The sequence below is a fragment of the Flavobacterium endoglycinae genome (genome assembly GCF_017352115.1).
GTDB classification, from domain to species: domain Bacteria; phylum Bacteroidota; class Bacteroidia; order Flavobacteriales; family Flavobacteriaceae; genus Flavobacterium; species Flavobacterium endoglycinae.
The window spans coordinates 3509662-3531534 of the sequence record NZ_CP071448.1 but is presented as its reverse complement, the minus strand read 5'-3'; the positions used below and the strand labels follow the sequence as shown (position 1 = coordinate 3531534).

At 33.3% G+C, this 21873-nt stretch carries 21 protein-coding genes; 10 read left to right on the top strand and 11 right to left on the bottom strand.

Features of this window, described 5'->3' with window-relative positions; genetic code table 11:
• Positions 1–351 precede the first annotated feature (351 nt).
• Positions 352–1647 (top strand): cryptochrome/photolyase family protein, encoded by a 1296-nt coding sequence (locus J0383_RS15650; protein ID WP_207294935.1) that lies wholly within the window; start codon positions 352–354, stop codon positions 1645–1647.
• A gap of 475 nt (positions 1648–2122) precedes the next feature.
• On the opposite strand, the gene J0383_RS15645 is transcribed toward J0383_RS15650, so the two are convergent.
• Positions 2123–3427: an ABC1 kinase family protein gene (locus J0383_RS15645; protein WP_207294934.1), complete on the bottom strand. Its 1305-nt coding sequence runs from the start codon at positions 3425–3427 to the stop codon at positions 2123–2125.
• Positions 3424–4086, bottom strand: a complete 663-nt coding sequence (locus J0383_RS15640; RefSeq protein WP_207294933.1) for a TetR family transcriptional regulator C-terminal domain-containing protein — start codon at positions 4084–4086, stop codon at positions 3424–3426. Before J0383_RS15640 ends, J0383_RS15645 begins: the two co-directional genes overlap by 4 nt.
• Positions 4087–4184: 98 nt before the next feature.
• On the opposite strand from J0383_RS15640, the gene J0383_RS15635 reads away from it, so the two are divergent.
• Entirely contained in the window at positions 4185–5096 is a 912-nt protein-coding gene (locus J0383_RS15635) for a TIGR01777 family oxidoreductase (RefSeq protein WP_207294932.1), read from the top strand.
• Between the two features lie 2 nt (positions 5097–5098).
• On the opposite strand, the gene J0383_RS15630 is transcribed toward J0383_RS15635, so the two are convergent.
• The 4 genes from J0383_RS15630 to rmuC all read right to left on the bottom strand — a co-directional run bounded on the left by J0383_RS15630 (position 5099) and on the right by rmuC (position 8579).
• Positions 5099–5665 (bottom strand): YceI family protein, encoded by a 567-nt coding sequence (locus J0383_RS15630; RefSeq protein ID WP_207294931.1) that lies wholly within the window; start codon positions 5663–5665, stop codon positions 5099–5101.
• A 380-nt stretch (positions 5666–6045) separates the two neighbouring features.
• Positions 6046–6441: a VOC family protein gene (locus J0383_RS15625; protein WP_207294930.1), complete on the bottom strand. Its 396-nt coding sequence runs from the start codon at positions 6439–6441 to the stop codon at positions 6046–6048.
• A gap of 43 nt (positions 6442–6484) precedes the next feature.
• Entirely contained in the window at positions 6485–7033 is a 549-nt protein-coding gene (locus tag J0383_RS15620) for an acyl-CoA thioesterase (protein WP_207294929.1), read from the bottom strand.
• Positions 7034–7205: 172 nt separating this feature from the next.
• The gene (rmuC, locus tag J0383_RS15615) at positions 7206–8579 is read right to left on the bottom strand and encodes a DNA recombination protein RmuC (protein ID WP_207294928.1); all 1374 of its coding nucleotides are present in this window, start codon (positions 8577–8579) and stop codon (positions 7206–7208) included.
• Positions 8580–8763: 184 nt separating this feature from the next.
• Here rmuC and J0383_RS15610 point away from each other — a divergent pair, with 184 nt between their 5' ends.
• From J0383_RS15610 to J0383_RS15595, 4 genes are all read left to right on the top strand, one after another.
• The gene (locus J0383_RS15610; RefSeq protein ID WP_207294927.1) at positions 8764–9642 is read left to right on the top strand and encodes a protease complex subunit PrcB family protein; all 879 of its coding nucleotides are present in this window, start codon (positions 8764–8766) and stop codon (positions 9640–9642) included.
• A 153-nt stretch (positions 9643–9795) separates the two neighbouring features.
• Positions 9796–10347 carry an RNA polymerase sigma factor gene (locus J0383_RS15605; protein ID WP_207294926.1) on the top strand — a complete coding sequence of 184 codons (552 nt, stop codon included), beginning with the start codon at positions 9796–9798 and terminating at the stop codon, positions 10345–10347.
• Positions 10344–12209: a hypothetical protein gene (locus J0383_RS15600; protein ID WP_207294925.1), complete on the top strand. Its 1866-nt coding sequence runs from the start codon at positions 10344–10346 to the stop codon at positions 12207–12209. Before J0383_RS15605 ends, J0383_RS15600 begins: the two co-directional genes overlap by 4 nt.
• A gap of 46 nt (positions 12210–12255) precedes the next feature.
• Positions 12256–12765 (top strand): MepB family protein, encoded by a 510-nt coding sequence (locus J0383_RS15595; protein ID WP_207294924.1) that lies wholly within the window; start codon positions 12256–12258, stop codon positions 12763–12765.
• A gap of 59 nt (positions 12766–12824) precedes the next feature.
• Here the strand turns inward: J0383_RS15595 and J0383_RS15590 are convergent, their stop codons facing one another.
• From J0383_RS15590 to J0383_RS15580, 3 genes are all read right to left on the bottom strand, one after another.
• Positions 12825–16241, bottom strand: coding sequence for a T9SS type A sorting domain-containing protein (locus tag J0383_RS15590; protein WP_207294923.1), 3417 nt, complete (start codon positions 16239–16241; stop codon positions 12825–12827).
• A gap of 311 nt (positions 16242–16552) precedes the next feature.
• Positions 16553–17305, bottom strand: coding sequence for an SDR family NAD(P)-dependent oxidoreductase (locus J0383_RS15585; RefSeq protein ID WP_207294922.1), 753 nt, complete (start codon positions 17303–17305; stop codon positions 16553–16555).
• Positions 17306–17461: 156 nt separating this feature from the next.
• Complete coding sequence (locus tag J0383_RS15580; protein ID WP_239023082.1) at positions 17462–17905, bottom strand: hypothetical protein; 444 nt, start codon at positions 17903–17905, stop codon at positions 17462–17464.
• Positions 17906–17976: 71 nt separating this feature from the next.
• Here J0383_RS15580 and J0383_RS15575 point away from each other — a divergent pair, with 71 nt between their 5' ends.
• The 4 genes from J0383_RS15575 to J0383_RS15560 all read left to right on the top strand — a co-directional run bounded on the left by J0383_RS15575 (position 17977) and on the right by J0383_RS15560 (position 20024).
• Positions 17977–18183: a hypothetical protein gene (locus J0383_RS15575; protein ID WP_207294921.1), complete on the top strand. Its 207-nt coding sequence runs from the start codon at positions 17977–17979 to the stop codon at positions 18181–18183.
• 49 nt (positions 18184–18232) lie between these two features.
• Entirely contained in the window at positions 18233–18805 is a 573-nt protein-coding gene (locus J0383_RS15570; RefSeq protein WP_207294920.1) for a pseudouridine synthase, read from the top strand.
• Positions 18806–18882: 77 nt separating this feature from the next.
• Complete coding sequence (locus J0383_RS15565; RefSeq protein ID WP_207294919.1) at positions 18883–19338, top strand: tRNA (cytidine(34)-2'-O)-methyltransferase; 456 nt, start codon at positions 18883–18885, stop codon at positions 19336–19338.
• Between the two features lie 236 nt (positions 19339–19574).
• Positions 19575–20024 carry a hypothetical protein gene (locus J0383_RS15560; RefSeq protein WP_207294918.1) on the top strand — a complete coding sequence of 150 codons (450 nt, stop codon included), beginning with the start codon at positions 19575–19577 and terminating at the stop codon, positions 20022–20024.
• On the opposite strand, the gene J0383_RS15555 is transcribed toward J0383_RS15560, so the two are convergent.
• Positions 20021–20797: an ABC transporter ATP-binding protein gene (locus J0383_RS15555; protein WP_207294917.1), complete on the bottom strand. Its 777-nt coding sequence runs from the start codon at positions 20795–20797 to the stop codon at positions 20021–20023. The two genes, J0383_RS15560 and J0383_RS15555, sit on opposite strands and share 4 nt — an antisense overlap.
• Positions 20798–20843: 46 nt before the next feature.
• Complete coding sequence (locus J0383_RS15550) at positions 20844–21872, bottom strand: iron ABC transporter permease (protein ID WP_207294916.1); 1029 nt, start codon at positions 21870–21872, stop codon at positions 20844–20846.
• Position 21873: the final 1 nt, after the last annotated feature.

Sequence of the window (21873 nt, the reverse complement as noted above, 5' to 3'; positions counted from 1 at the left end):
ATAGCTATGTGTTAGGAACTAGTTTCTTTCTAAAGGCTTTAAAAGAAAAACAATATCTATGTTTCTATGTGTTAAAAAACAAGTCAGAGAATAAATAAATCATTTGGAATTCTTTTAATCTTTGCTATAAAAAATAAAATTAAACACATAGAAACATAGAATTCAGATGGAGAAAAAGGCGTTTCACTTGTATAAACAAACATAGTTAAAATATCCAAATAGCTTATGTGTTAGAAACTGGTTTCTTTCTTTTACCTTTTAATCAAAAGAAAATCTATGTCTCTATGTGTTAAAAAAAAATAAGTTTAGAGCATAAATAAATCCATTTAATCTGCAGAAAACAAAACAATAATGACAAAACAAAAAGTTACTTTATTCTGGTTTAGACGTGATTTGCGTTTAGAAGACAATACTGGATTATTTCATGCTTTGCAATCTGATTTTCCTGTTGTACCTCTTTTCATTTTCGATAATGATATTTTAGAACATCTCCCAAAAAATGACGCCAGAGTAACTTTTATATACGATTCGCTTGAAAAAATAAACTCAGAATTACATAAGCTTGATTCTTCTATTTTAATCAAAAAAGGAAAGACGAAAGACGTTTGGAAATCCCTAATTGAAGAATTTGACATTCAATACGTTTTCTTCAACAAAGATTACGAACCTTTTGCTATTGCACGTGATACTGCAATTTCATCTATCTTAAAAGAAAATAACATCAAATCTTTATCTTTTAAAGATCATGTAATCTTCGAAGAAAAAGAAATCACAAAAGCCGACGGAAGCCCGTATACTGTTTACACTCCTTATAAAAACAAATGGCTTGAAAAATATAAGCTTTCTGGGCCTGTTTCGGAATATGACACTGTAAAACTTCAATCTAATTTTGCAAAACATAGCTTCAAATTTCCCCAATTGTCCGAAATTGGTTTTGAAAGAAGTTCAATAAAAGTACAGCCTCACAATTTAACACAAATTGGAAATTACAAAGAAACCAGAGATTTTCCTGCTTTAGACAGTACATCTTATCTTTCACCTCATTTGCGTTTTGGCACTGTCAGCATTCGGAAATTGGTGAACTGGGCAGATCGAAAGAACCAAACTTTTTTAAGCGAATTAATCTGGAGAGAATTTTTTATTCAAATTCTGTTTAGCTTCCCGAAATGTGTCAATCATAATTTCAAGTCCAATTACGACGGAATTCAATGGCGAAACAACGAAGAAGATTTCAAACGCTGGTGTTCGGGAACAACTGGTTATCCAATGGTCGATGCTGGAATGCGTCAGTTAAACGAAACGGGATATATGCACAATCGTGTGCGTATGGTGGTGGCGAGTTTTCTTTGCAAACATTTACTCATCAACTGGCAATGGGGCGAAGCGTATTTTGCGCAAAAACTTCTAGATTTTGAATTAGCATCTAATGTGGGAAATTGGCAGTGGGCAGCAGGAACTGGCTGTGATGCGGCGCCTTATTTCAGGGTTTTTAATCCCGAAATTCAACAACAGAAATTTGATTCTAAAGGAGAATACATCCGCAAATGGATTCCTGAATTTGATTTAGGTTACAACGAACCAATGATCGATCACGCTTTTGCGAGAGATCGTGCGATTGAAACTTACAAGAAGGGAATCGTTAAGTAAAATTCCAAGTTTTAAAAATTCCAAATTCCAATTAGTAGACGCAATTTTTTGTCTTCCTGAGCGAAGTCGAAGGATCACAAAGTGAGGACATATAGTATTGACAATGCATAGCGATCCTTCGACTTCGCTCAGGAAGACAATCGAAATACAAACAAAATGAAATAAAAAAAACAAATTCTTACAAAAAGAGAATTATTAAATGAATTTCAAAATTCCAAAAATTTACCCGCAATCTTGTCATTGCTATAAACGGACGGCCGAACTAAGAATTCGACAAAAATTTTAACCCCAATACTAAAACATAGTCCAAGGTTTCAACCTTGGGAACGCTTGGAATGGAACACATTGTATACCCAAGGTTGAACCTTGGGCTATGTTCAAATATGCTGAAGCCTTTGTCAAAGTTTAAACTTTGACAAAGGCTTATGTTTTTAAAATTGGAATTCGGAATTTAAATATTTGGAATTTTCGAAGTCTAATATTTCAAATAATTATCAACGACAATTTTTGCTTTCAGATCAAACATTAAATTGTACAAACCAAAGAAAGTACGATTCATGTAAATAAAGTGTTTAGAACCACGGTTTCCGTTCATTTTTTTAAGGTTTGTATCTTCTGAGAAACGTTTTCCTAACTCGGCAATAGCGTTGAAGAATTTTTCATCGGCAAAATCGAAAGTTTCGTTTTGAAAAGGTTTGGTGAAAAGCGATAATAATTCATGAAACATTTCGGTGAAATATTCAATTTCCGCCGGTGTGTCATCTTTACGAAGAATTTCTAATTCGAATAATTTTTCGTTGAAAAGCTTTTCATCTGTAATGACATCCTTGTTGATTAATTCAAAATACGGAGTATAGAAATCATCCGGAATTTGTTTCATACAACCAAAATCCAAAGCAATTAATTGGTTTTCATCATTCACCAAAAAGTTCCCCGGATGCGGATCTGCGTGAACTTTTCTCAAAACATGAATTTGATACATATAAAAATCCCAAAGCGCCTGCCCTATTTTATCTCCAACTTCTTGGTTTGTATTTTTGGCAGTAAATTCAGAAAGGTGAATCCCTGTCATCCAATCCATTGTAATGATTTTCTCTGATGAAAATTCAGGATAATAATTTGGAAAAATGATGTTTTCAATTTTACTGCAGGCATCAACGACTTCTTGGCTTTGTTTTAATTCTAACAAATAATTGGTTTCTTCAATCAGTTTGTCTTCAACTTCTTTAAAATATTTATCCGAATCTTTTCCCTGCAGATTAAACATTCTGATTGCAATAGGCTTTACCAAAGCCAAATCGGATGAAATACTGTTGGCAACTCCAGGATATTGAATTTTAACCGCTAATTTTTTATCTCCTTTTTTAGCCAAATGCACTTGGCCAATGCTGGCTGCGTTTACTGAATTTGGATTGAATTCATCAAAAATTTCAGTCGGTGTTTTGCCAAAATTATTTTTGAATGTTTTTAAAACCAAAGGCGCAGAAAGCGGGGGAACAGAAAACTGCGAAAGTGAAAATTTCTCTACATACGCCTGAGGCAGAAAGTTCTTATCCATACTCAGCATTTGAGCCACTTTCAGAGCACTTCCTTTCAAGCTTTTTAAGCCGTCGTAAATATCTTCGGCATTATTTTCATTTAATTTGTCACGGGTCAAATCAGGATTTACTATTTTTTCAGCATAATGTTTTACATAGTTTATCCCAATTTTGGCTCCGGTTTGAACTAGTTTTCCGGCTCTTTCTATTTTTGAAGTTGGAATATAATCGATGGTTTTCATGGTCTGCTGTATATTTTTTCTTTAAAAAGAAACTTTCCTAAATCAATTAAGTGATTCATTGGTGCTACATTCATGAGTTCGAATGATGCATTCACTGATTTCTCAATAAAAATATCTGTTTTTTCAAAAGCGGCTGATTCGTCTTCCATCCAGAATTTAATTGTCAGCATCAATTGCAGCCAAGCCGATTCTTGAATGGCTTTTTCTTGAAACTTCTGCAATTTTTCTTGTTCTAATCTGTAATCATCCGTTAAAATTTCAGAGACATACTCTTTAAAACTATTTCGCAGTGTCGTTAACTGAACTAGGTTTTTAAGTGGATTTCTGTCGATTTTAAGCGATTGAAGCACATAACTTCTATTAGCAGTTAAAATCTCAAAGAAAGTAAAGTAGAAGCTCAGCATTTTGTTTTTCATATCATACTGTTGATATTCTTCGTTGGAGTGAAGCAGATTTACAGTATTTTCAAAAAACAGTCGGAATATTTCTTTTTCTAAACCTTCTAGTGTTCCAAAAAAAGAGTAAAATTCGGCTTCAGTAAAATCATTTCCTTTGGCAAAATGATACACTGATTTTGGTTTTTGTCCTTTTTCTAACACTTCTTCCATATATTTTGAAACGATCTCATCTTTGGTAATTACCTTCTTTTTAGATGCCATTTTATTAAAATTTAGAATTTGGTATAAAGGTAAACATTGTTTAAGTACCTTTACTACTAACAAAACCTTAGACACTGTTAAATATATTATAAACTATTATGACTCAAAATGTTCTATTAACAGGCGGAACTGGCTTCATTGGAAAACATTTAACTGATGTTCTTATCGAAGCGGGATATTCTGTATCTGTTTTGAGCCGTTCTGATAGAGAAAACACACCACGTGTAACGTACTATAAATGGGATTTAAACAAAGATTATATCGATGAAAATGCCGTTCTTAATGCAGATTATATCATTCATCTTGCAGGAGAAGGAATAGTAGAAAAAAGATGGACGAAGAAACGAAAAAAAGTTCTAGCAGAAAGCCGCGTAAAACCAGTTGAATTGATTCATTCTGTTTTAAAACGGCATGATAAAAAACTTAACGCTTTTATTTCTGCTTCGGGAATTGGAATTTACGGTGCGGTTACAAGTCATAAAATATGTACCGAAGAAACGCCTCCTGCTGATGACTTTTTAGGCATGACCTGTCAGGTTTGGGAAAATGCCGCAGATACTATTGAAAGTTTAGGCATTCGAACCGTTAAAATCAGAACCGGAATTGTTTTAGGAAAAGATGAAGGTTTTATGAAAAAGGTGGCACCCAGTTTTAAAGCCGGTTTTGGCGCTGTTTTAGGAACAGGAAAACAATATCTCCCTTGGATTTATATTGAAGATTTATGTCAGATATACTGCAAAGCAGTTACTGACGATCAATTGCATGGCCCGTACAATGCTGCTATAACAGACAATACTACCAATTCGAGATTCTCCAAAATACTGGCATCATTGTACGGATATACAATCTGGCTTCCTAAAGCTCCTTCTTTTATTCTTAAAATTGTTTTAGGAGAAATGAGTGAAGCTATTTTAACTGGGCAAAGGGTTTCATCTGAAAAAATACAAAAAACCGGATTTGAATTTCAATGTACTGATTTAGAAAAAGCGTTAATCAATTGCCTAAAGTAAGCTTACTTCAAGGTTAACATTGTATCATCGCTTCGTATTACGCCCGTTAGCTCTGTATTGGCTGTTTTTGCGATTTTACCCAGAATAGTTTCTGGAATACTAATATTAAAATCGGATATCGCAATTGGAAAATCTGAAATAACTTGAATTCCTTCTGGAACTCTCTTAATTAAAGCATTCACAATAATCTCCTTTGATTTTCCGCGTAAATTTAGTTTGCCTTTTATCAGATATTCTTTTTCTTGTTCGCTAAGATCTTTCAAATCAAATTTTTCAATCTTTCCTTTAAATATTGCTTTAGGATAACGATTGCTTTCCATATAATTATCGTTGAAATGCTCTTGCATTAAATCTAATTTAAAACGAAAATCCTTGATAACAACAGTACAGATAAATGTACTTGTTTTTGGTTCTAAAAGTATGGCAACTTGTCTATTTACAGCTTTGACTTCCTCAAACAAAGGAACAGACGCTTCAAAGTTAATTGTCCCTGTGTTAGTAAAAAACTTATCTTGGGCAATGACAGAAAAAGTAGTAAAAAGTAAAAATAATAAAGTAGTTGTTTTCATAATCGTCTACAGTTAAACAATTATGTCATTCTATTTTTATTCTTTAAAAAGAAAGCAAAAAATTATTCTAAAAATCAGATTAATTTATAAAAATGGAACGGCAGTATTCAGTGAATTTTTATTGGTTAAACATATACTTAAAGTTACGATTTTTTAACCAAATGGTTTCCAGAATTTTGCCAAATGTTTGTGAATTTTTCATGTTTTGAAAAAAATCCAAAACCTAAATTCTTCTATTTATTAAAAGGATAAAACACTAATAGAAAAGTATCTCGTTTGGTTTAAAAAACCCATATTTTAAATTATTACAACTAAATTTTATAGAAGAAAATAAGGTTTAAAATATAGGTTTTGCATTTATACCTTTATTAGAGAAATTCTTAAGAAGTTACTTCTGTACAAATCTCAATTAAAAATCCATTTAAATCTCTTGCGTATGCTACAATCTGTCCCCAAGGTTTTTCTACCGGTTCTGCAACTATAACTGCCCCAAAAGAAGTTGCTTTTTGCAAAAGTTCCGGTACATTATCTGTAATAAAACCAATTTCTATTGCAAAAGGTTTGTCTTCTAAACTGCTTTCTATAAAACCATCTTTTAAATTAGTTGCTGCCAATTTTTTTGAAGCAAATGAAAGTGTGGTTTCTCCTGTAATTAATTCTCCATAATCGTTATCTGGCGAGACAAATTTTCTCGAAAAACCAAAAGCATTTTCATAAAACGAAATCGATTCTTCGACATTATCAACGTATAAAATTGTATATCCAAATTTTACCATGTTTTCTAAATTTAATGAGTTTAAAAACTAAATATAAGAATACTTAGCTGATTTCTAAAAGAACATTGTATTTATCTAAACTGGCCAAATCTTCGATTGAACTTACTGTAGTTACTTTTTCGTGTTCTTCAATTTCTTTGCGGACTTCTATATGTTTAATCGCTTTTCTAAATCTGCGGACTTCTTCAAGATTAGATAAAATGAGTCCTGGAACTTGTACACTTTTACCATCTTTATCTTTGGCAACCATTGTAAAATAAGACGAATTACAATGTTTTATTACACCTGTCTGAATGTTTTCTGCTTCAACACGAATACCTACAACCATTGAACTTCTTCCCACGTAATTAACAGAGGCTTTCATCGTTACCAGTTCTCCAACTTCAATTGGTTTTAAGAAGTTCACGGTATCTACAGAAGCGGTTACGCAATAATTACCTGAAAATTTTGATGCCGAAGCAAAGGCAATCTGGTCAAGTAATTGTAAAATATAACCTCCGTGAATCTTACCGCTGAAATTGGTATGCGAAGGAAGCATTAGTTCTGAAATACTAATTTTTGATGATGAAACGGGTTTGTAATCTAATGTCATGTTTTTGTTTTTGGTATTTTTGATTAATTATATGCATCAACACATAGAAACATAGATTAGATTTTTGTGAAAAGAGTAAAAAGAAAGAAACTAGTTTGTCACCTATCTATGCTATTTTAATAAATAACGCCTTTTAGTCAATCTCAACTTCTATATGCCTATGTGTTGCAATTTAATTTAATAATTCAGTTTCATCTGCGTTTAAAGCTCTGTTGATAATATTCTCTGGAAGTGATTTTTTAGCTTTGGCTCCCATCTTTTTCAATCGTTCTACACTGGAAATTAAATTTCCTTTTCCATCAACGAGTTTATTCATCGCATTTTCATATTCTGATTTTGTGTCTTTTATTTTGTTTCCAATTCTGACCAAATCGACTACAAAACCTTCAAATTTATCATAAAGTGCTCCGGCCTGACGCGCAATTTCAAAAGCGTTTTCCTGCTGTTTCTGATTCGTCCACATACTGTCAATCGTTCGCAGAGTTGCTAATAAAGTACTTGGCGTTACGATAACAATATTTCTATCAAAAGCTTTATTGTATAAAGTTGAATCCTCGTTTAAGGCAATGGCAAAAGCAGGTTCAATAGGAATGAATAGCAGAACAAAATCCGGACTTTCTATTTGATACAAGTCGTGGTAATTTTTACTTCCTAATTGTTCAACATGTCTTTTTATGGAAATTACGTGTTCCTTGAGCAATTCAATTTTTAATAGTTCAGATTCTTCATTGACCCACTTTTCATAAGCAACCAGCGAAACTTTCGAATCGACAATCATTTTCTTTCCATCTGGCAAATTGATTACAACATCCGGGAAAACCCTATTTCCTTCACTGTTCACAAAACTCTGCTGTACTTCGTATTCGCGTCCTTTTTCTAAACCTGATTTTTCGAGAACGCGTTCCAAAACCAACTCGCCCCAGTTTCCCTGCATTTTACTATCGCCTTTTAAAGCTTTGGTCAGGTTCAAGGTTTCTTTGCTCATTTGAGCATTCATTTCGCTTAAACCAATAATCTGCTGGCGGAGAGCGGCGTGATAATCAATACTTTCTTTATGTGTCTGTTCCACCTTTTGTTCAAACCCTTGAATTTTATCCTGCAACGGAAGCAGAATACTTTTCATATTCAAGGTATTCTGTTCAGTGAATTTAGCCGACTTTTCTTCGAGAATTTTGTTGGCCAGATTTTCAAACTCTTTGGTAAATTTAGCTTGAAGCTCGTTTATCTCACTTTTTTGTTCTTTATGACGTTCCCATAAGTTTTCAAAATCTACTTCTTTTTTCGAAAGCTGAATGGCAAGACTATCTTTTTCGGTACGGATATTTTCTTTTTCAGAATTGACTAATTGAAACTGTTTTTGAAAATTATTTCGTTCCATTTCAAATTGTTCTTTCTGCAACTGCATTTGATTGGCATTTGCCTGCAATCGTTCTTCCAAACTTACTTTCTCTGATTGAAATCGAGCCGAAAACAGCAGTTTTCCTAAGTATATACCTATTAGTAAAGCGATTACAAAAGCCAATAAAACCGGAAGAAAATCTATCATATTTAAGTTTATTTTAAAATAAAAGTACACAATAATACAGAGTTGAAAGTTTATAAAATTAAAAAATAACGAATTACTATAGGATTTTAAATTAAACGAACATTTTTTAATAATTCTTTCTTTTTTTACGCAACCTTTTCAATAAGTCGTCATCTACATGAGTATAACCTATTAAAATAGTATCATGAAAAAATTAATGCTGTGCTTATTTGTAGCTTTTGGAATTGCTGCTTGTTCACTTGGAAACGATGATCTGCCAAATGTAAACTGCGGAACTAATGCTGAACTTCCTTTTACTGGTATTCCTCTTTTGTGCACTTATAGTGTAAAAACACTGCCAAGTACTCCAACTGCGCTTGTGATAAACTCTCAGGAAAAACTGGAAACCTATTTTACAAAGCATGAAAGTACTTGTCCTGCTTCGGGTGATCTTAACATTGATTTCTCTAAAAATTTTATAATTGGAATTTTCGCAGGAGCAAAACCAACAAATGGTTATGCTATAAAAATGACTTCAATCGTAGAGAACAACTGCGAAATTGTAATCAATTTCTATGAAAAAGCACCATTAACAGGAGAAAATGTAACGCAAACGCCAACCTACCCATCCGATTTTATTGTTATTCCAAAAACTAGTAAAGGAATACTTTTCAACAGAACAAATGAAAGCCCAGATAATATTGTAATTGGAACATTCAATGCTGGTTGTACAGGAGCTGATTGCCAAAATTTCTTTCAGATTAATGATTTCAACATTTTGAAATTTCTAAATGTAAAAGCTGGAATGTATGATTTTGGGCAATATCAATATACTGCTAAAACTAAAAGAAGTGAATATACTTTATTCTTAAAAACTGTTCCTGCTGAGATTTTAGCTTTAAAAGGTCAGACTAAAACATACGGAACACCAGATTCTGCAGGTCAGGGAGGAGTTTATTTTGAACTACGCCAAGGCACAAGTATAACAAAAATTTATATTGACAACAACGATACAGCAGATCAAAGCGCTGAGGTAAAAGCGTTTAAAAAAGCTGTTAAAGATAAAATTACAAGCTTAAAATAATCGTCTAAAAATCATTAGTCTTATGTGTTTAAAAAGAAACAAAACACTGACAACCAAAGACTAACAAAGAAATATGCTGTTAAAAGTATTTACAAAAGCCTCTTTTGTAAGCTTATTAAAACTATTTTTGCAAAACCAAAATTAATTCATTTTTTGAAAGACGATTTAGAAAAATATATTAAGCAATGCATGAAAAATGACAGAGCAGGACAACTGAAAATATATCAGTTGTTCTCTCCTGTTTTATATGGTATATGCTTAAAATATATGAAAAATGAAGATGATGCCAAAGATGTATTTCAAGAAGCCTTTGTCATTGTTTTTCAAAAAATAAACCAATATAAGTTTGAAGGAAGTTTTGAAGGATGGTTAAAACGAATCTTTATCAACAAACTTATCGAAACCTTAAATAAGAAGAAAAAAGAGAGTTTCTTTTTGGATGTTTTTGATCCCGATACTGATTTTGTAGAGGAGGAAGAACTCGAAGTCATTTCGATAGATCAGGAAAAATTACTGGAATATATTAGGGATTTACCCGATCAATACCGGACGGTTTTTAACCTCTACGTTTTTGAAAAAATGAAGCACAAAGAAATAGCCGATTTATTAAAAATCTCTGAAGGAACATCAAAATCAAATTTAAATCGGGCCAAGCATATTTTGCAAAAGAGAATATTGAGCATAAAAAATTTTAAAACAGCATGAAGAAGGAAAAAATAGAAGATATTTTTTCATCAATGGAAGACTTCTCAAGTGTTCCTCCTCCAGAATTATGGAGCCAAATTGAAGAAAAATTAGACAAACCAAAAAAGAAAAGAAGAGCAGTTCTTTGGTGGTCGGCGGCAGCATGCTTGTTATTGGGCTTATTACTTCCTTCTGTTCTGCATTTTACTTCTAACTCTGAAACTAAAACAACTGTTCCGAATGTTTTAGACCAAAATACTATTGTTCTTGATCAAAAAGATCATGAAAGATCTATTCCAGCTGCATCTGATGCTCAAACTAAAGAGGCAGAACTGGAAAAACAGCTTATGAATGACAGCCAGGTTTCATCATCAGAAAAAACTAGTAATCAATCAAACCAAAACCAAGTAAACCAAACACAGGAATCAGTTAATGCTCAAACTGGTTCTAAACTTAAAAATACTTTCGATTCAAAAAAACAACAAAACCATTTCAACAACTCAATTTCGGCTGAAAAGGCAATTGTTTCAGCTCAAGAAAATAAACCTGATGCGGTTTCAAAAAATGAGATTTTGAATTCTAAAAAAGGCGTTTCTAATCAAACCGTTGCAGAAAAATCATTTTCTTCGGCTAAAAGAAATGCTTTCGACCAGACTTCTAAAAATCAATACAACGATTCTAAAACTGCTAAATCTAAGCAGGTTGCTGCTAAATCTTTTGTCCCAAATCGATCTGACAGCTTTAATTTTGATTCAAAAACTCAATCAGCCGATCTTGAAAAAAGAAATGCAGATAAGGTACTTGCCGAAAAAACATTTTCTTCTGGAAAAAAGAAAACATTCAATGAGGCTTCTAAAAACCAATTTTCAAATTCTGTTTTTGAAAAAGCTTCAAACCCAAAAAATAATGATGCACTTGCGTTTATTCCTTTAACCGGAAATCAAAATGCAGCAAAATCAAGTATCGAAAAGCAAACTGCTCAAAATGCCATTGAAAGCAGAGAAATGGCTAGTGTAGTTCAAAAAGAAAACTCAAAAAGTACTTCTTCTTTTCCGAATGTAAATTCAATAAATAAAAAGCAAGATGTATTAAGCCACAAAGATTCTATTCAGCTTGCAGAACTTCATAATCTTGAAAAAGGAATTTTAACGCCGGAAGACAAAAAGAATATTGAAGAAAAATTAGCCGCTAAAACAGATAAATGGGCTGTTGCGGTTTTTGCCGGAATTAACAATTCTGAAAATTATAAAAATGAAAAAACGCTGGGCAGTTCAAACGATTCTAAGCAATCTAATACCTACGGAGTTAAGACTACTTATAAGATCAGCAAAAAGTGGGCTGTAGGTTCTGGTTTAAAAGTCAATGAATTAGGTCAAAGCGTGGCTAATGTATCGTATTTAAGCGCTCGAAACTTTGCTCTAATTGCACCAAGCAATGTTTATGATTCGCCTGCACAACCTAAGCAAATTGTAAGCAGTTCAGAATATTTACTTATTTCAAATACTACCAAAGAGGCATTTAAAAATGATGATGTACAAAGTGGTAATCTGGATCAAAGTCTTCGTTATATCGAAATGCCATTAGAGGTTTCGTATTCTGTTTTCAACAGAAATAAAGCGACTATCAATATTAATACAGGAGGTTTTGTTGGTAAACTTATTTCGAATAATGTGGCTTTAGACGGACATTCTATTGGAGAAAATATAAGTGCAAAAGATTATGTTTACGGTTCTACATTAAGCAGTACTTTGCAATATCGCGTGTACAAAAAAACAAATGTTTTTGTAGAACCTGCAATGAATTATTACATAAATCCATTAAACAGCCAGTCTTTCAACCAGTTTCAATGGGGATTTAATTTTGGTCTAAATGTTTCTTTCTAAAGTTAATTTGTAGTAATTTTCAGAAAAATTTTAGAATTGATTTTTTATGAATTTTGCTATTGCTTCATCTGATTTATTATTAAGCAGAGAAATTGTTTTTGATAAAGCCGAATTACAGCCAGCTTCGTTGCAAAAAGAAACTGAAAGCGAAGAATATAGTGCATATCGTTTTGTGTTAAACCATAAAAATATTTGTTACAGAGAAGCGAAAATCACTCCAACCAAAACGGGACAATTCGTTACTCTATGGAAACGCAATCAAAAAGGAAGTATTGAACCTTTTGATCATTCTGATGATATTGATTTTGTGATTGTCAATGTTCGAAAAGATCAAAATTGGGGACAATTTATTTTTCCGAAGAAAGCATTATTAGAAAAAGGCATTTTTTCTACTCAAAATAAAGAAGGAATCAGAGCGACAAGAGTGTATCCGCCTTGGGATGAAACCACAAGCAAACAAGCACAAAAAACTCAGAAATGGCAATTAGATTATTTCTTTCTCTTTACAGATCAAAGCAATATTGATTTAAAAGAATTGAAAAAAATATTCGCATAAAAAACAAAAAAGGCAGTTCAAATTTAAACTGCCTTTTTTATGTATTTAAATTGTTAAGATTATTTTTTAAGCACTTTGTTTTTGTAAACCACTTTATTGTTTTCAGATAACGTATAAACGTAAAGTCCCGGATATAAGTCGCGTACAGAAAGCACCGTATTTGAAAGTTCCTGACTGCTTTTAATCTCGATTGGGTTTCCTAACAAACGTCCGTTGATATCGTAAAGTCTCAATTTAAGATTTTTATTGTCATTGGTTTTCACCGCAACATTTATAACATCATACGCTGGATTTGGGAAAGATGCCACGTAGAATCCGTTATTAACCCCAAAATCTGGTGTTGATAAAACATCTTCTTTTAATTCGAAACGCGCAATAACTGGTCCGTGGTCTGAAGTCGTTGTTGTATAACTAGCAATATCATTTCGCGGATCATACACTGCAATCGAATTGGCAATATATTCGTCGTTAAGTTCATTAGAAATCATGATATGATCTAAGAATCCGCCTGAACTTAAAAAACTGTAAGCACCAGCTTGGCTGATTCCTAAAGTAAGCGCGCTGTAGTTGTTTGTATCGGTTACAAAACTTTCATAAGATGAAGGTTGCCCTGCAATTACAGAAGCTTTTACATCGTCATTATAATCTCCTAAAATAATTAGATTAGCGTTTGGATAATTTGCATCTAAACTATCTTTCAACACTTGTGTATCGTATTTACGCATGTTGTAACGAGAAAGATCTGAACCACTGTTAGCACGAGCATGAAGGTCTATCAATTTGATTTCTTTTTTAACTCCTGCAATATTTGTTTCGATTGTTACCATGTATGGAAGACGTCCTGAAGAGAAAAAACTACTGCTGTTACCGCCAGGATAATTCGCCAATGTTTTGGTTCCGGCACGTAATTCATCGTAAAATTCTTTGAACATTACGCGTGTATTTTTTACCGTAGTGGTTTGAGTGTTGTAAAGCACGACTAATTTTTGAGGAGGAAAATTAGGATCTGGTGCTTGAAATGAATACGACCAAGAAGTTGATATTGTTTTGTCGAATGTTTTTCCGTTTACATTGATTTTCTGAATTAAAATATCAATTGAAGGATCATCCGAAACTTCTTGAACCACGTAAACGTCTGCATTTAGTTTATTCATTACTTTAGCAACGTTTTCAATTTGTAATGCATCATCTACAGGGCCAAATTCTACTCCGTCTGTTCCTTTTACATCTGTTCCGAAGAATTCTAGGTTATAGGTTACTACATCAAAAGTATCTGCTTTTGGTAAAGATGATCCAGTTAGAGAACCAATTTGTTTGTTTAATGAAGTTCCTGTAACCGTCAATTTTCCTGTAATAGACAATTCTTTAGTTGTTGGAGCAAATCTTACATAAACCACTTTATTATTAGCAGCATCTGTAGCATCAACTACTACACTTGATTGGAAAGTCGTATTATCTAATGATAATTGATATCCTGCTGGAGCAGAAATCGTAATATCTCCATAACCTTCTGCTTTAAAAATAAAAGATTGGCTAGCAGAAAGTGCATTTGGACTTACGTCTCCAAAATCCAAAACGGGATTAGCATCTACATAACCTATTTCATTTGTAATCGCATAATCATCAAATGACCATTCAGATGCATTGTTTGTCCCACCAGCTGTTGTTTCGTAAACCCAAGCCACATAGGTATGACTGGTTTTATAACCGCTTAAATCTATATATTGTGACGGTGTGTAAGTTCCGGTTACCGTTGGAAAATTACCGTTTAATTCTACCCATGTTGCTGTTTCCGGATTGCTTTTCCCATCGTAATCTGTAGAAACCACTAATTTTAAAGATGGTCCTGCATAAAATTTACGTGAATAAAAAGATAACAATGGAAATGCTCCAAAATTATCCAAACGTAATTTTGGTGAGATCAACCAATCTTTACTTGGTCCATTGTCAGAATATCCATTCATTAAAACTGCACCTGGAGCGCTGTTTACGTTTCTTGCTGTAGTTGTATAAGTCCATTTGTTTACAGTTCCAGCTGCATTATATTGCGTCCATCCACTGTTTGTTAAAACATTTGCATCGTTGAAGTTTTGAACATACGGATTAATTCCTGTTCCTGTTAAAGCAATTGTTTTTGTTGCAGCTCCAGTAGATTCATTTGTAATTGACCCTGAAAAACTGGTTAGTGCATCTGGAATAAATTTCACGTAAACGGTTTGAGAAGCATTTAAAGCAAAATCAGCCACAGCGAAAGTTAATGATGAAGAAAAGGTGGTATTATCTTTTGAGATTGAGAAATTAGCAGGAGCTGTCACTATAACATCATTGGTAAGGTTAGCGGCCTGAATTTGATAACTTAAAGTTTCTGAATCGTAATTTACTTCAGAAAAACCTAAATCTAAAGAAGTTTCAGTTGTCGTGATAGAAGGAATAGCAACACTTGAAGTAGTCGCATCAACTTTAACTACAGCCGACTGTACATTGCCATGAGCATCTTCTGAAACAGAAAAAACAGAGTAAGTGGTGTTTAAGGCTAGTCCAGCAAAGTTTTTTATATATTCTTGAGAAGCATCTGTAATATCTAAAAATCCTGATTGCAACGCTGCTGTTCCAGTTGCATCTTGCCCCGCTTTTACCTGAGCTGCAGATGGAGCTGCGCTTCCTCCCAGAAGTAATACAAAATACGTTTTTCCGATTTCGTTGATTTTATTAATAAAGTCAAAGCTTTCAGATAAAATATTATCGGCTTTTGGATAACCTGCAACATTTACTGGCGCATCAACATCGCTTCCTATTGTAATATTATCTATGGCAAATGAAGGACGAGATCCTGCTCCAGAAACTTGTCTTGAAATCCATCGAAGCTGCACTACAGGCTGATTTTCACATTCTGCTGGAAGTGTAATTGATATAGTTTGAGGATTTTGCGGCGTAGTAACTCCTGAACCCGTTTGTAATGTAGTATTATTAGAATAAACAGTTTCTGTTAAAGTTGTAAATGCCGCAGCAGTGCCTACTCTATACTGTAAAACCATTTCGTTTATACGAGTATTATTTGTCCCGTCATAAGGATTACGAATAGTCATTGCATCGTACTGAACTTGTATAGCAGATTGTCCTGTTGTATTAACAGCAAGAGCAATTGTTAAGTCTAGTGAACCTGTGTTTAGAAAACCAATTTTCCCATTATAATTATGGAAATTTCCACTATTTGTACTTGCACCACTATTGGCAACCAAAGCTCTGTCGGCTACTAAAATTCCATTGGTATTAAAAGAAGCGCTTGGAGCGGTGGCAGCTGTCCAACCCTGAAAACCTGCTGGATAAGTTGTAGAGCTTGCTGCTAATCCGTCAAAATTCTGCGCATAAGGCAGATTTTGAGCAGCGGGCATGGTCTGCGCACTTAAATGTAAAGAGAAGCAATAAAAAAAAACTAAAAAAGTCATTAAATGACGAAAAGAGTAATTGTTTTTCATACGTTGTAGAATAGAGTTTTTAGAATTCAAATTTATCTCGTTTAAAGTTAAGAGAATATTGTAAAAACATAAATTAATTGTAAGGTATTTTATAAAAAAGTGTCAGAAAAATAAATCCACCACTTTTCCAATTGCGATAAATGATAGAAATTATGCTGTCTGAGAATGCATTTATATTTTCTTTCAAAAAAACAAACAGCATTTTAAATTAACAGGAAAAAACACTATTGCAAATAATAGATCACCTTTAAAAACAAAAAAGCCATCTGAAAAATCAGACGGCTTTCGACATATTTGATACTATTTTTTCTTTACACTGCTGTATATCCGCCATCGGCTATGATATAACTTCCGGTTGTAAAGGAAGATTTGTCAGAACTTAAAAAAGTAACCAATTCGGCAATTTCTTCAGAAGTTCCTAAACGATTCATTGGTGCTTTTGCTGCCACGGCATTCATGGCATCACTATTAAGATTATCTTTTAATAAAGCGGTTTCAATATAACCTGGACCCACTGCATTACAACGGATTTTTTTCTGAGCATATTCCGCCGCAATATTTTTGGTTAATCCTACAACACCATGCTTAGAAGCCGTATAAGCAGGACTAAGCGGAGCTGCAACCTGACCATGAATAGAGGCAATATTTACAATGCTTCCTCCTCCGTTTTTCTCCATTTGTTCTAATTGATAGCGGCAGGCATAAAAAACACCACTTAAGTTTAATGCAATTACACGATCCCAAGCTTCTGGCTCATATTCTCCAGTTGGTTTCGCCGGACCTCCCATACCTGCATTATTACACGCAATATCAAGTCGGCCGTATTTTGAAACGGTAACCTCAACCATATGTTTATTGTCACTTGCACTCGACGAATCTCCTTTTACAAAAAAAGCTTCTCCGCCACTATCTTTTATAATTTTTACGGTTTCTTCACCGTGTTCCACATTAATATCCGAAACTACGACTTTTGCTCCTTCTCGAGCGTAGGCTTCTGCAACGGCACGTCCAATTCCTGAACCGCCGCCAGATACAAAAGCTACTTTATTTTCTAAAAGTGCCATTTTATTAGGTATTTAAATTTGTTCTCTAAATTTACGAAGATAAAACGGCGGAATACCCTAAAAACGGGAGTTTATCATAACATTAACGGATTGTGCTAATCATATGTTATTTGATGTTAAGATCGCTTTTATGTCCAAAAAAAATTGTAATATCTGTTAATTATCTTCATCTAATTTCATGTTTCCTCTATCTTCATGATTGTCGGGATGAGAATTTGGATATCTATTGGAAGCAATATCAGAATTACGGTCTTTGTTCTCTACCGTTTTTTCGGCTTCTTCTTCCGTTTCGACTCCGCGATTGGCATTCGGATTATCAGGATTTATTTGATGAGGCGCTTTCTTAATATCTTCATTTTCATTTCGAGCACGATCTACCACTTTTTTATTCCCTTCTTTGTCTGTTACAACTTCTTTTTTAAGGTTGGCATCATCGGCTTTACCATCGTGTGAAATATTTTTCCCTTTTGTTTCGTCTATATCTTTTTGTACTCCATTTATTTTCTTGGAGCCTAAATTATTCGTTCCCATAACTGTATTATTTTGAGTTTCTATTATAATATTACGAATTCTAAATTTTAAATCTAAATGGTTTAACATTGCTTTTAGTTTATAATTACAGGATTTTCTTATTTTTAATATTTATATTTCTAATCTTAAAATACATAATTATGGGCTTTTTTAAAATCAAAACCAGCTGGTCAAATGCCGAATTTATCTTGATAAAACTTTGCATGGCTTCTGCCTATATCTTTGTGGGAAGTTATTTTCACGATTTCTTCTCTGCCTATTATCCAATTTTAGGAATCATCTTTATAGTTACCGCAGTTTGGTTTGTTTACCAATGGCTAAAAAAGATGAAATCAGAAAGAATTTAACTTTCTTTAATTAATGTGATAAAGCGAGTATCTTTGCAAAAAATTAAAAATGCACAGACACTTCCTTCTTTTTAAACCTTATGGCTACTTAAGCCAATTTATTTATGAACTAAAAAGAAAGAAAAAGCTTTTGGGCGAATTATATGATTTTCCTGAAGGAACAATGGCAATTGGAAGACTCGATGAAGATTCTGAAGGTTTACTTTTATTGACAACTGACGGAAAAATAAGCGAACAAATTAGAAGCAAAAAAGTCGACAAAGAATATTATGTTCAAGTTGATGGCATTATAACCCCCGAGGCAATTGAACAATTGCAAAATGGTGTTGAAATTGGTTTTGACGGAGGTAAATACAAAACCAAACCTTGTTCTGCCTTTATCGTTACCGAAATTCCTGATTTTGGACCAAGAGCCAAAAAAATCCGGGACGAGCGTCATGGCCCAACTTCATGGGCATCTATCACCATTAATGAAGGGAAATTTCGTCAGGTTCGAAAAATGACTGCTGCAGTTGGTTTTCCTACGCTGCGTCTGGTTCGTGTTCGAATTGGAAATGTATATTTGCAAAACCTAAAAGCTGGAGATGTTCAAGAGGTTTCTGATTTTCAATTAGATAATTAGAAATGTGGCAATTAGATAATGTGATAATTAGACAATTATTGAAAACTCATAACTCATAATTCATAACTAAACAAAAAATGCTAAACGTAGTTCTTGTAGAACCAGAAATACCAAATAATACCGGAAATATCGGCAGATTGTGCGTGGGCACAGAAAGCAGGCTTCATTTAATTCATCCTTTCGGTTTTGTAATTAATGATAAAAATCTAAAACGTTCTGGGTTGGATTACTGGGTTCATCTTGATGTAACCGAATATCAAAATGTAGAGGAATGGATGGCAAAAATCCCTAACCATTCGCGAGTATTTTTAATGAGTTCGCATTCTCAAAAATCATATTTAGAAAACGAATTTCAAGATGGTGACTGGCTGGTTTTCGGAAAAGAAAGTGTTGGTTTAAGTCCAGAATTTATGGCAAGATTCGAGAATCATTTAACGATTCCTATGTCACCGCTTATTCGTAGTTTTAATATCGCCAATTCGGTTGCTTTTGTTGTTGGAGAAGCGAAAAGACAGATTGGATTACGTAAATAATTATTTAATTCCTGCAAGGTTTTCAAAACCTTGTAGGTTTGAATAGCATCCTGATAAGCACAAATACCTACAAGGTTTTGAAAACCTTGCAGGACAAAAAATTCTTAACTCACGATAAATTTCCCTTAAAGTTCTATCTAGTAGAATAAATTAAAAAACTATATTAAAAAAAGAAAGATTAATCTTATATTTGCAATTTGTTTTGCAGATAAGAAATTACATTCCTTCTTTTTATTATGAAAGAGAAAAACACTTACAAAGACGATATTTCAGTACCAGAAGAAACCGTAATTTATTATTCAAGAACGGCTTTACTTTTTTTATTAATAATGTATGTGGGAATAATTCTTTTGGGCATTTATTTTATATATGAAAAAAATTATTTTGGAGTATTATTTTTAGGGATTGGAATTTATTCCATTTATATCCAAATTAAAAAATTACGTGATAAAAGTCCTCAAATTACTATTAATGCAGAAGGAATAAAATTAAAAGACGAAAATCTCGTCAGTTGGAATAACATTCAAAACGACAGAATTTTCACAAAGTTTAGAAGATATTCTTTTGCTAACTATTTTGGATTCAATAATAAACAGATTGAAATTGGAGAATTAGATATACATTTTGATGATTTAGAGAATTTACTTCATGTGTATCGTGTTCGCTTCGAAAACAATAATTCTTAACTCACTATAAATTTTCCTTTTTCAGCATCAAAAATAATATGTTCATCTTTGAATAAGCTGTTGAAACTTCCATTTAAAATCAAATTACAAGGTTGGTCCTGCACAACACTTTCTGGGGTCATAATGATCATTTCGTCGCTTAATTGTATTGCCAGATCAATATCATGAGTTGAAAACAAAATGCATTTCTGAGTTTCCTGAGTCAGCTTTTTCAGTAATTTGAATAGCGAAACTTTATGAAGCAAATCCAAATGTGTTGTAGGTTCATCCAAAATAATCAATGGTGTATCTTGTGCCAAAGCTCTTGCAATTAAAACTTTCTGCAATTGCCCATCACTTATTTGATGATGTCTTTTTTGAGCCAGATGACTGATTTGAGTAAGTTCTAAAGCTTCATTTACTTTCGTAATATCTTCCGGCGTTAAAGTCCCAATCCAATTCGTATACGGCTGTCGTCCTAAAGCTACAAGTTCAAAAACGGAAAGATTGCTTGGCGGTAATTTTTCGGTTAAAACAACACTTAAATTTTGGGCTAATTCCAAAGGTTTATAGCTTGAAATATTCTTTTCATTCAAAAAGACATTTCCTGATAATGGATGTTGGATTCCAGTAATAGTTCTCAGCAAAGTAGATTTTCCAATTCCGTTGGCGCCTACTAAAGAAATCAGTTTTCCTTCGTTGAAATTTAAATTCAATTTCTCAGCAATAGGTACAACGCCTTTCTTGGATTTGTATCCAATATTTAAATCTGAAGTCTTTAAGATTGTTTTCATTTTTTAAAGATTCTGAGGTTCTGAGATTCTAAGGTTCTAAGTTTTTTTACTGATAATTACTTTTTCGCATTAACAGCCATATTACAATTGGTGCACCAATGATAGAAGTTATAGCATTGATTGGCAAAGTCGTTTCTAATCCTGGTAATTGCGATGCAATATCACAAAACAGCATGATGGTGCCTCCGTAAAAAAAAGTACTCCAATATAAAACCAAATGATTACTTGTCTTAAAAGTCAGTTTTGCAATGTGGGGAACTGCTAAACCAATAAAAGCCACTGGACCGGCAAAAGCAGTAACACTTCCTGCTAAAATGCTGGTTGCAAAAATAATTACCAATTGTGCTCTTTTATAATTCAGCCCCATACTTTTGGCGTAATTCTCACCCAAAAGCAATGCATTTAAAGGTTTTATACTGCTCGCGCTTAAAAGCAGACCAAAACCAACACAAACCGCCAAAATTGAAATTGAAGTCCAAGAAAGATTTCCCAAACTTCCTAAGGACCAAAAAGTAAATTTCTGCAATTGTTCTGCAGAGCTAAAATACGTCAGAACTCCAACAATTGCACTCGTAAAACTGGCAAACATAAGTCCGATAATCAAGATTGCCATGGTGTTTCGCATTCGCTGTGCTACCAACAACACAAGTAATAAAACTGAAACACTTCCTAAGGTAGAAGCCAATACTATTCCGTATGAGGATAATAAAAATGAGTTTAAGAAGGACGGCAGAAAACCTGCTCCTAAAATCACAATGGCTACAGCCAATATCGCTCCCGAACTTAATCCTAAAACATCAGGACCTGCCAAAGGATTTCTGAATAAAGTCTGCATCAACAAACCACTTACCGATAATCCAACGCCAACTAAAACAGCTGTAATAGCTTTTGGCAATCGGTAATTAATTATAATATATTCCCAAGTCGATTTACTTGCCTGACCTCCGGTAATACTAGTATACACTTCTTTAAACGGAATTGTAATTGATCCCAGACTAATGTTTAGAAAAAAGACAAACAAAAGTGCTAAACCAAGTATGCTGAAGAGAATTATATTTTGCTTTCTATTGATCAAT

What these genes read in the sequence shown, in the direction of transcription:
- rmuC (WP_207294928.1), bottom strand. Translation starts at nt 8,579, where the DNA reads ATGATAGATTTTCTTCCGGTTTTATTGGCTTTTGTAATCGCTTTACTA.
- J0383_RS15585 (WP_207294922.1), bottom strand. Translation starts at nt 17,305, where the DNA reads ATGGCACTTTTAGAAAATAAAGTAGCTTTTGTATCTGGCGGCGGTTCA.
- J0383_RS15620 (WP_207294929.1), bottom strand. Translation starts at nt 7,033, where the DNA reads ATGACATTAGATTACAAACCCGTTTCATCATCAAAAATTAGTATTTCA.
- J0383_RS15645 (WP_207294934.1), bottom strand. Translation starts at nt 3,427, where the DNA reads ATGAAAACCATCGATTATATTCCAACTTCAAAAATAGAAAGAGCCGGA.
- J0383_RS15610 (WP_207294927.1), top strand. Translation starts at nt 8,764, where the DNA reads ATGAAAAAATTAATGCTGTGCTTATTTGTAGCTTTTGGAATTGCTGCT.
- J0383_RS15640 (WP_207294933.1), bottom strand. Translation starts at nt 4,086, where the DNA reads ATGGCATCTAAAAAGAAGGTAATTACCAAAGATGAGATCGTTTCAAAA.
- J0383_RS15575 (WP_207294921.1), top strand. Translation starts at nt 17,977, where the DNA reads ATGGGCTTTTTTAAAATCAAAACCAGCTGGTCAAATGCCGAATTTATC.
- J0383_RS15625 (WP_207294930.1), bottom strand. Translation starts at nt 6,441, where the DNA reads ATGGTAAAATTTGGATATACAATTTTATACGTTGATAATGTCGAAGAA.
- J0383_RS15560 (WP_207294918.1), top strand. Translation starts at nt 19,575, where the DNA reads ATGAAAGAGAAAAACACTTACAAAGACGATATTTCAGTACCAGAAGAA.
- J0383_RS15570 (WP_207294920.1), top strand. Translation starts at nt 18,233, where the DNA reads ATGCACAGACACTTCCTTCTTTTTAAACCTTATGGCTACTTAAGCCAA.
- J0383_RS15590 (WP_207294923.1), bottom strand. Translation starts at nt 16,241, where the DNA reads ATGAAAAACAATTACTCTTTTCGTCATTTAATGACTTTTTTAGTTTTT.
- J0383_RS15580 (WP_239023082.1), bottom strand. Translation starts at nt 17,905, where the DNA reads ATGTTAAACCATTTAGATTTAAAATTTAGAATTCGTAATATTATAATA.
- J0383_RS15595 (WP_207294924.1), top strand. Translation starts at nt 12,256, where the DNA reads ATGAATTTTGCTATTGCTTCATCTGATTTATTATTAAGCAGAGAAATT.
- J0383_RS15600 (WP_207294925.1), top strand. Translation starts at nt 10,344, where the DNA reads ATGAAGAAGGAAAAAATAGAAGATATTTTTTCATCAATGGAAGACTTC.
- J0383_RS15630 (WP_207294931.1), bottom strand. Translation starts at nt 5,665, where the DNA reads ATGAAAACAACTACTTTATTATTTTTACTTTTTACTACTTTTTCTGTC.
- J0383_RS15635 (WP_207294932.1), top strand. Translation starts at nt 4,185, where the DNA reads ATGACTCAAAATGTTCTATTAACAGGCGGAACTGGCTTCATTGGAAAA.
- J0383_RS15555 (WP_207294917.1), bottom strand. Translation starts at nt 20,797, where the DNA reads ATGAAAACAATCTTAAAGACTTCAGATTTAAATATTGGATACAAATCC.
- J0383_RS15565 (WP_207294919.1), top strand. Translation starts at nt 18,883, where the DNA reads ATGCTAAACGTAGTTCTTGTAGAACCAGAAATACCAAATAATACCGGA.
- J0383_RS15650 (WP_207294935.1), top strand. Translation starts at nt 352, where the DNA reads ATGACAAAACAAAAAGTTACTTTATTCTGGTTTAGACGTGATTTGCGT.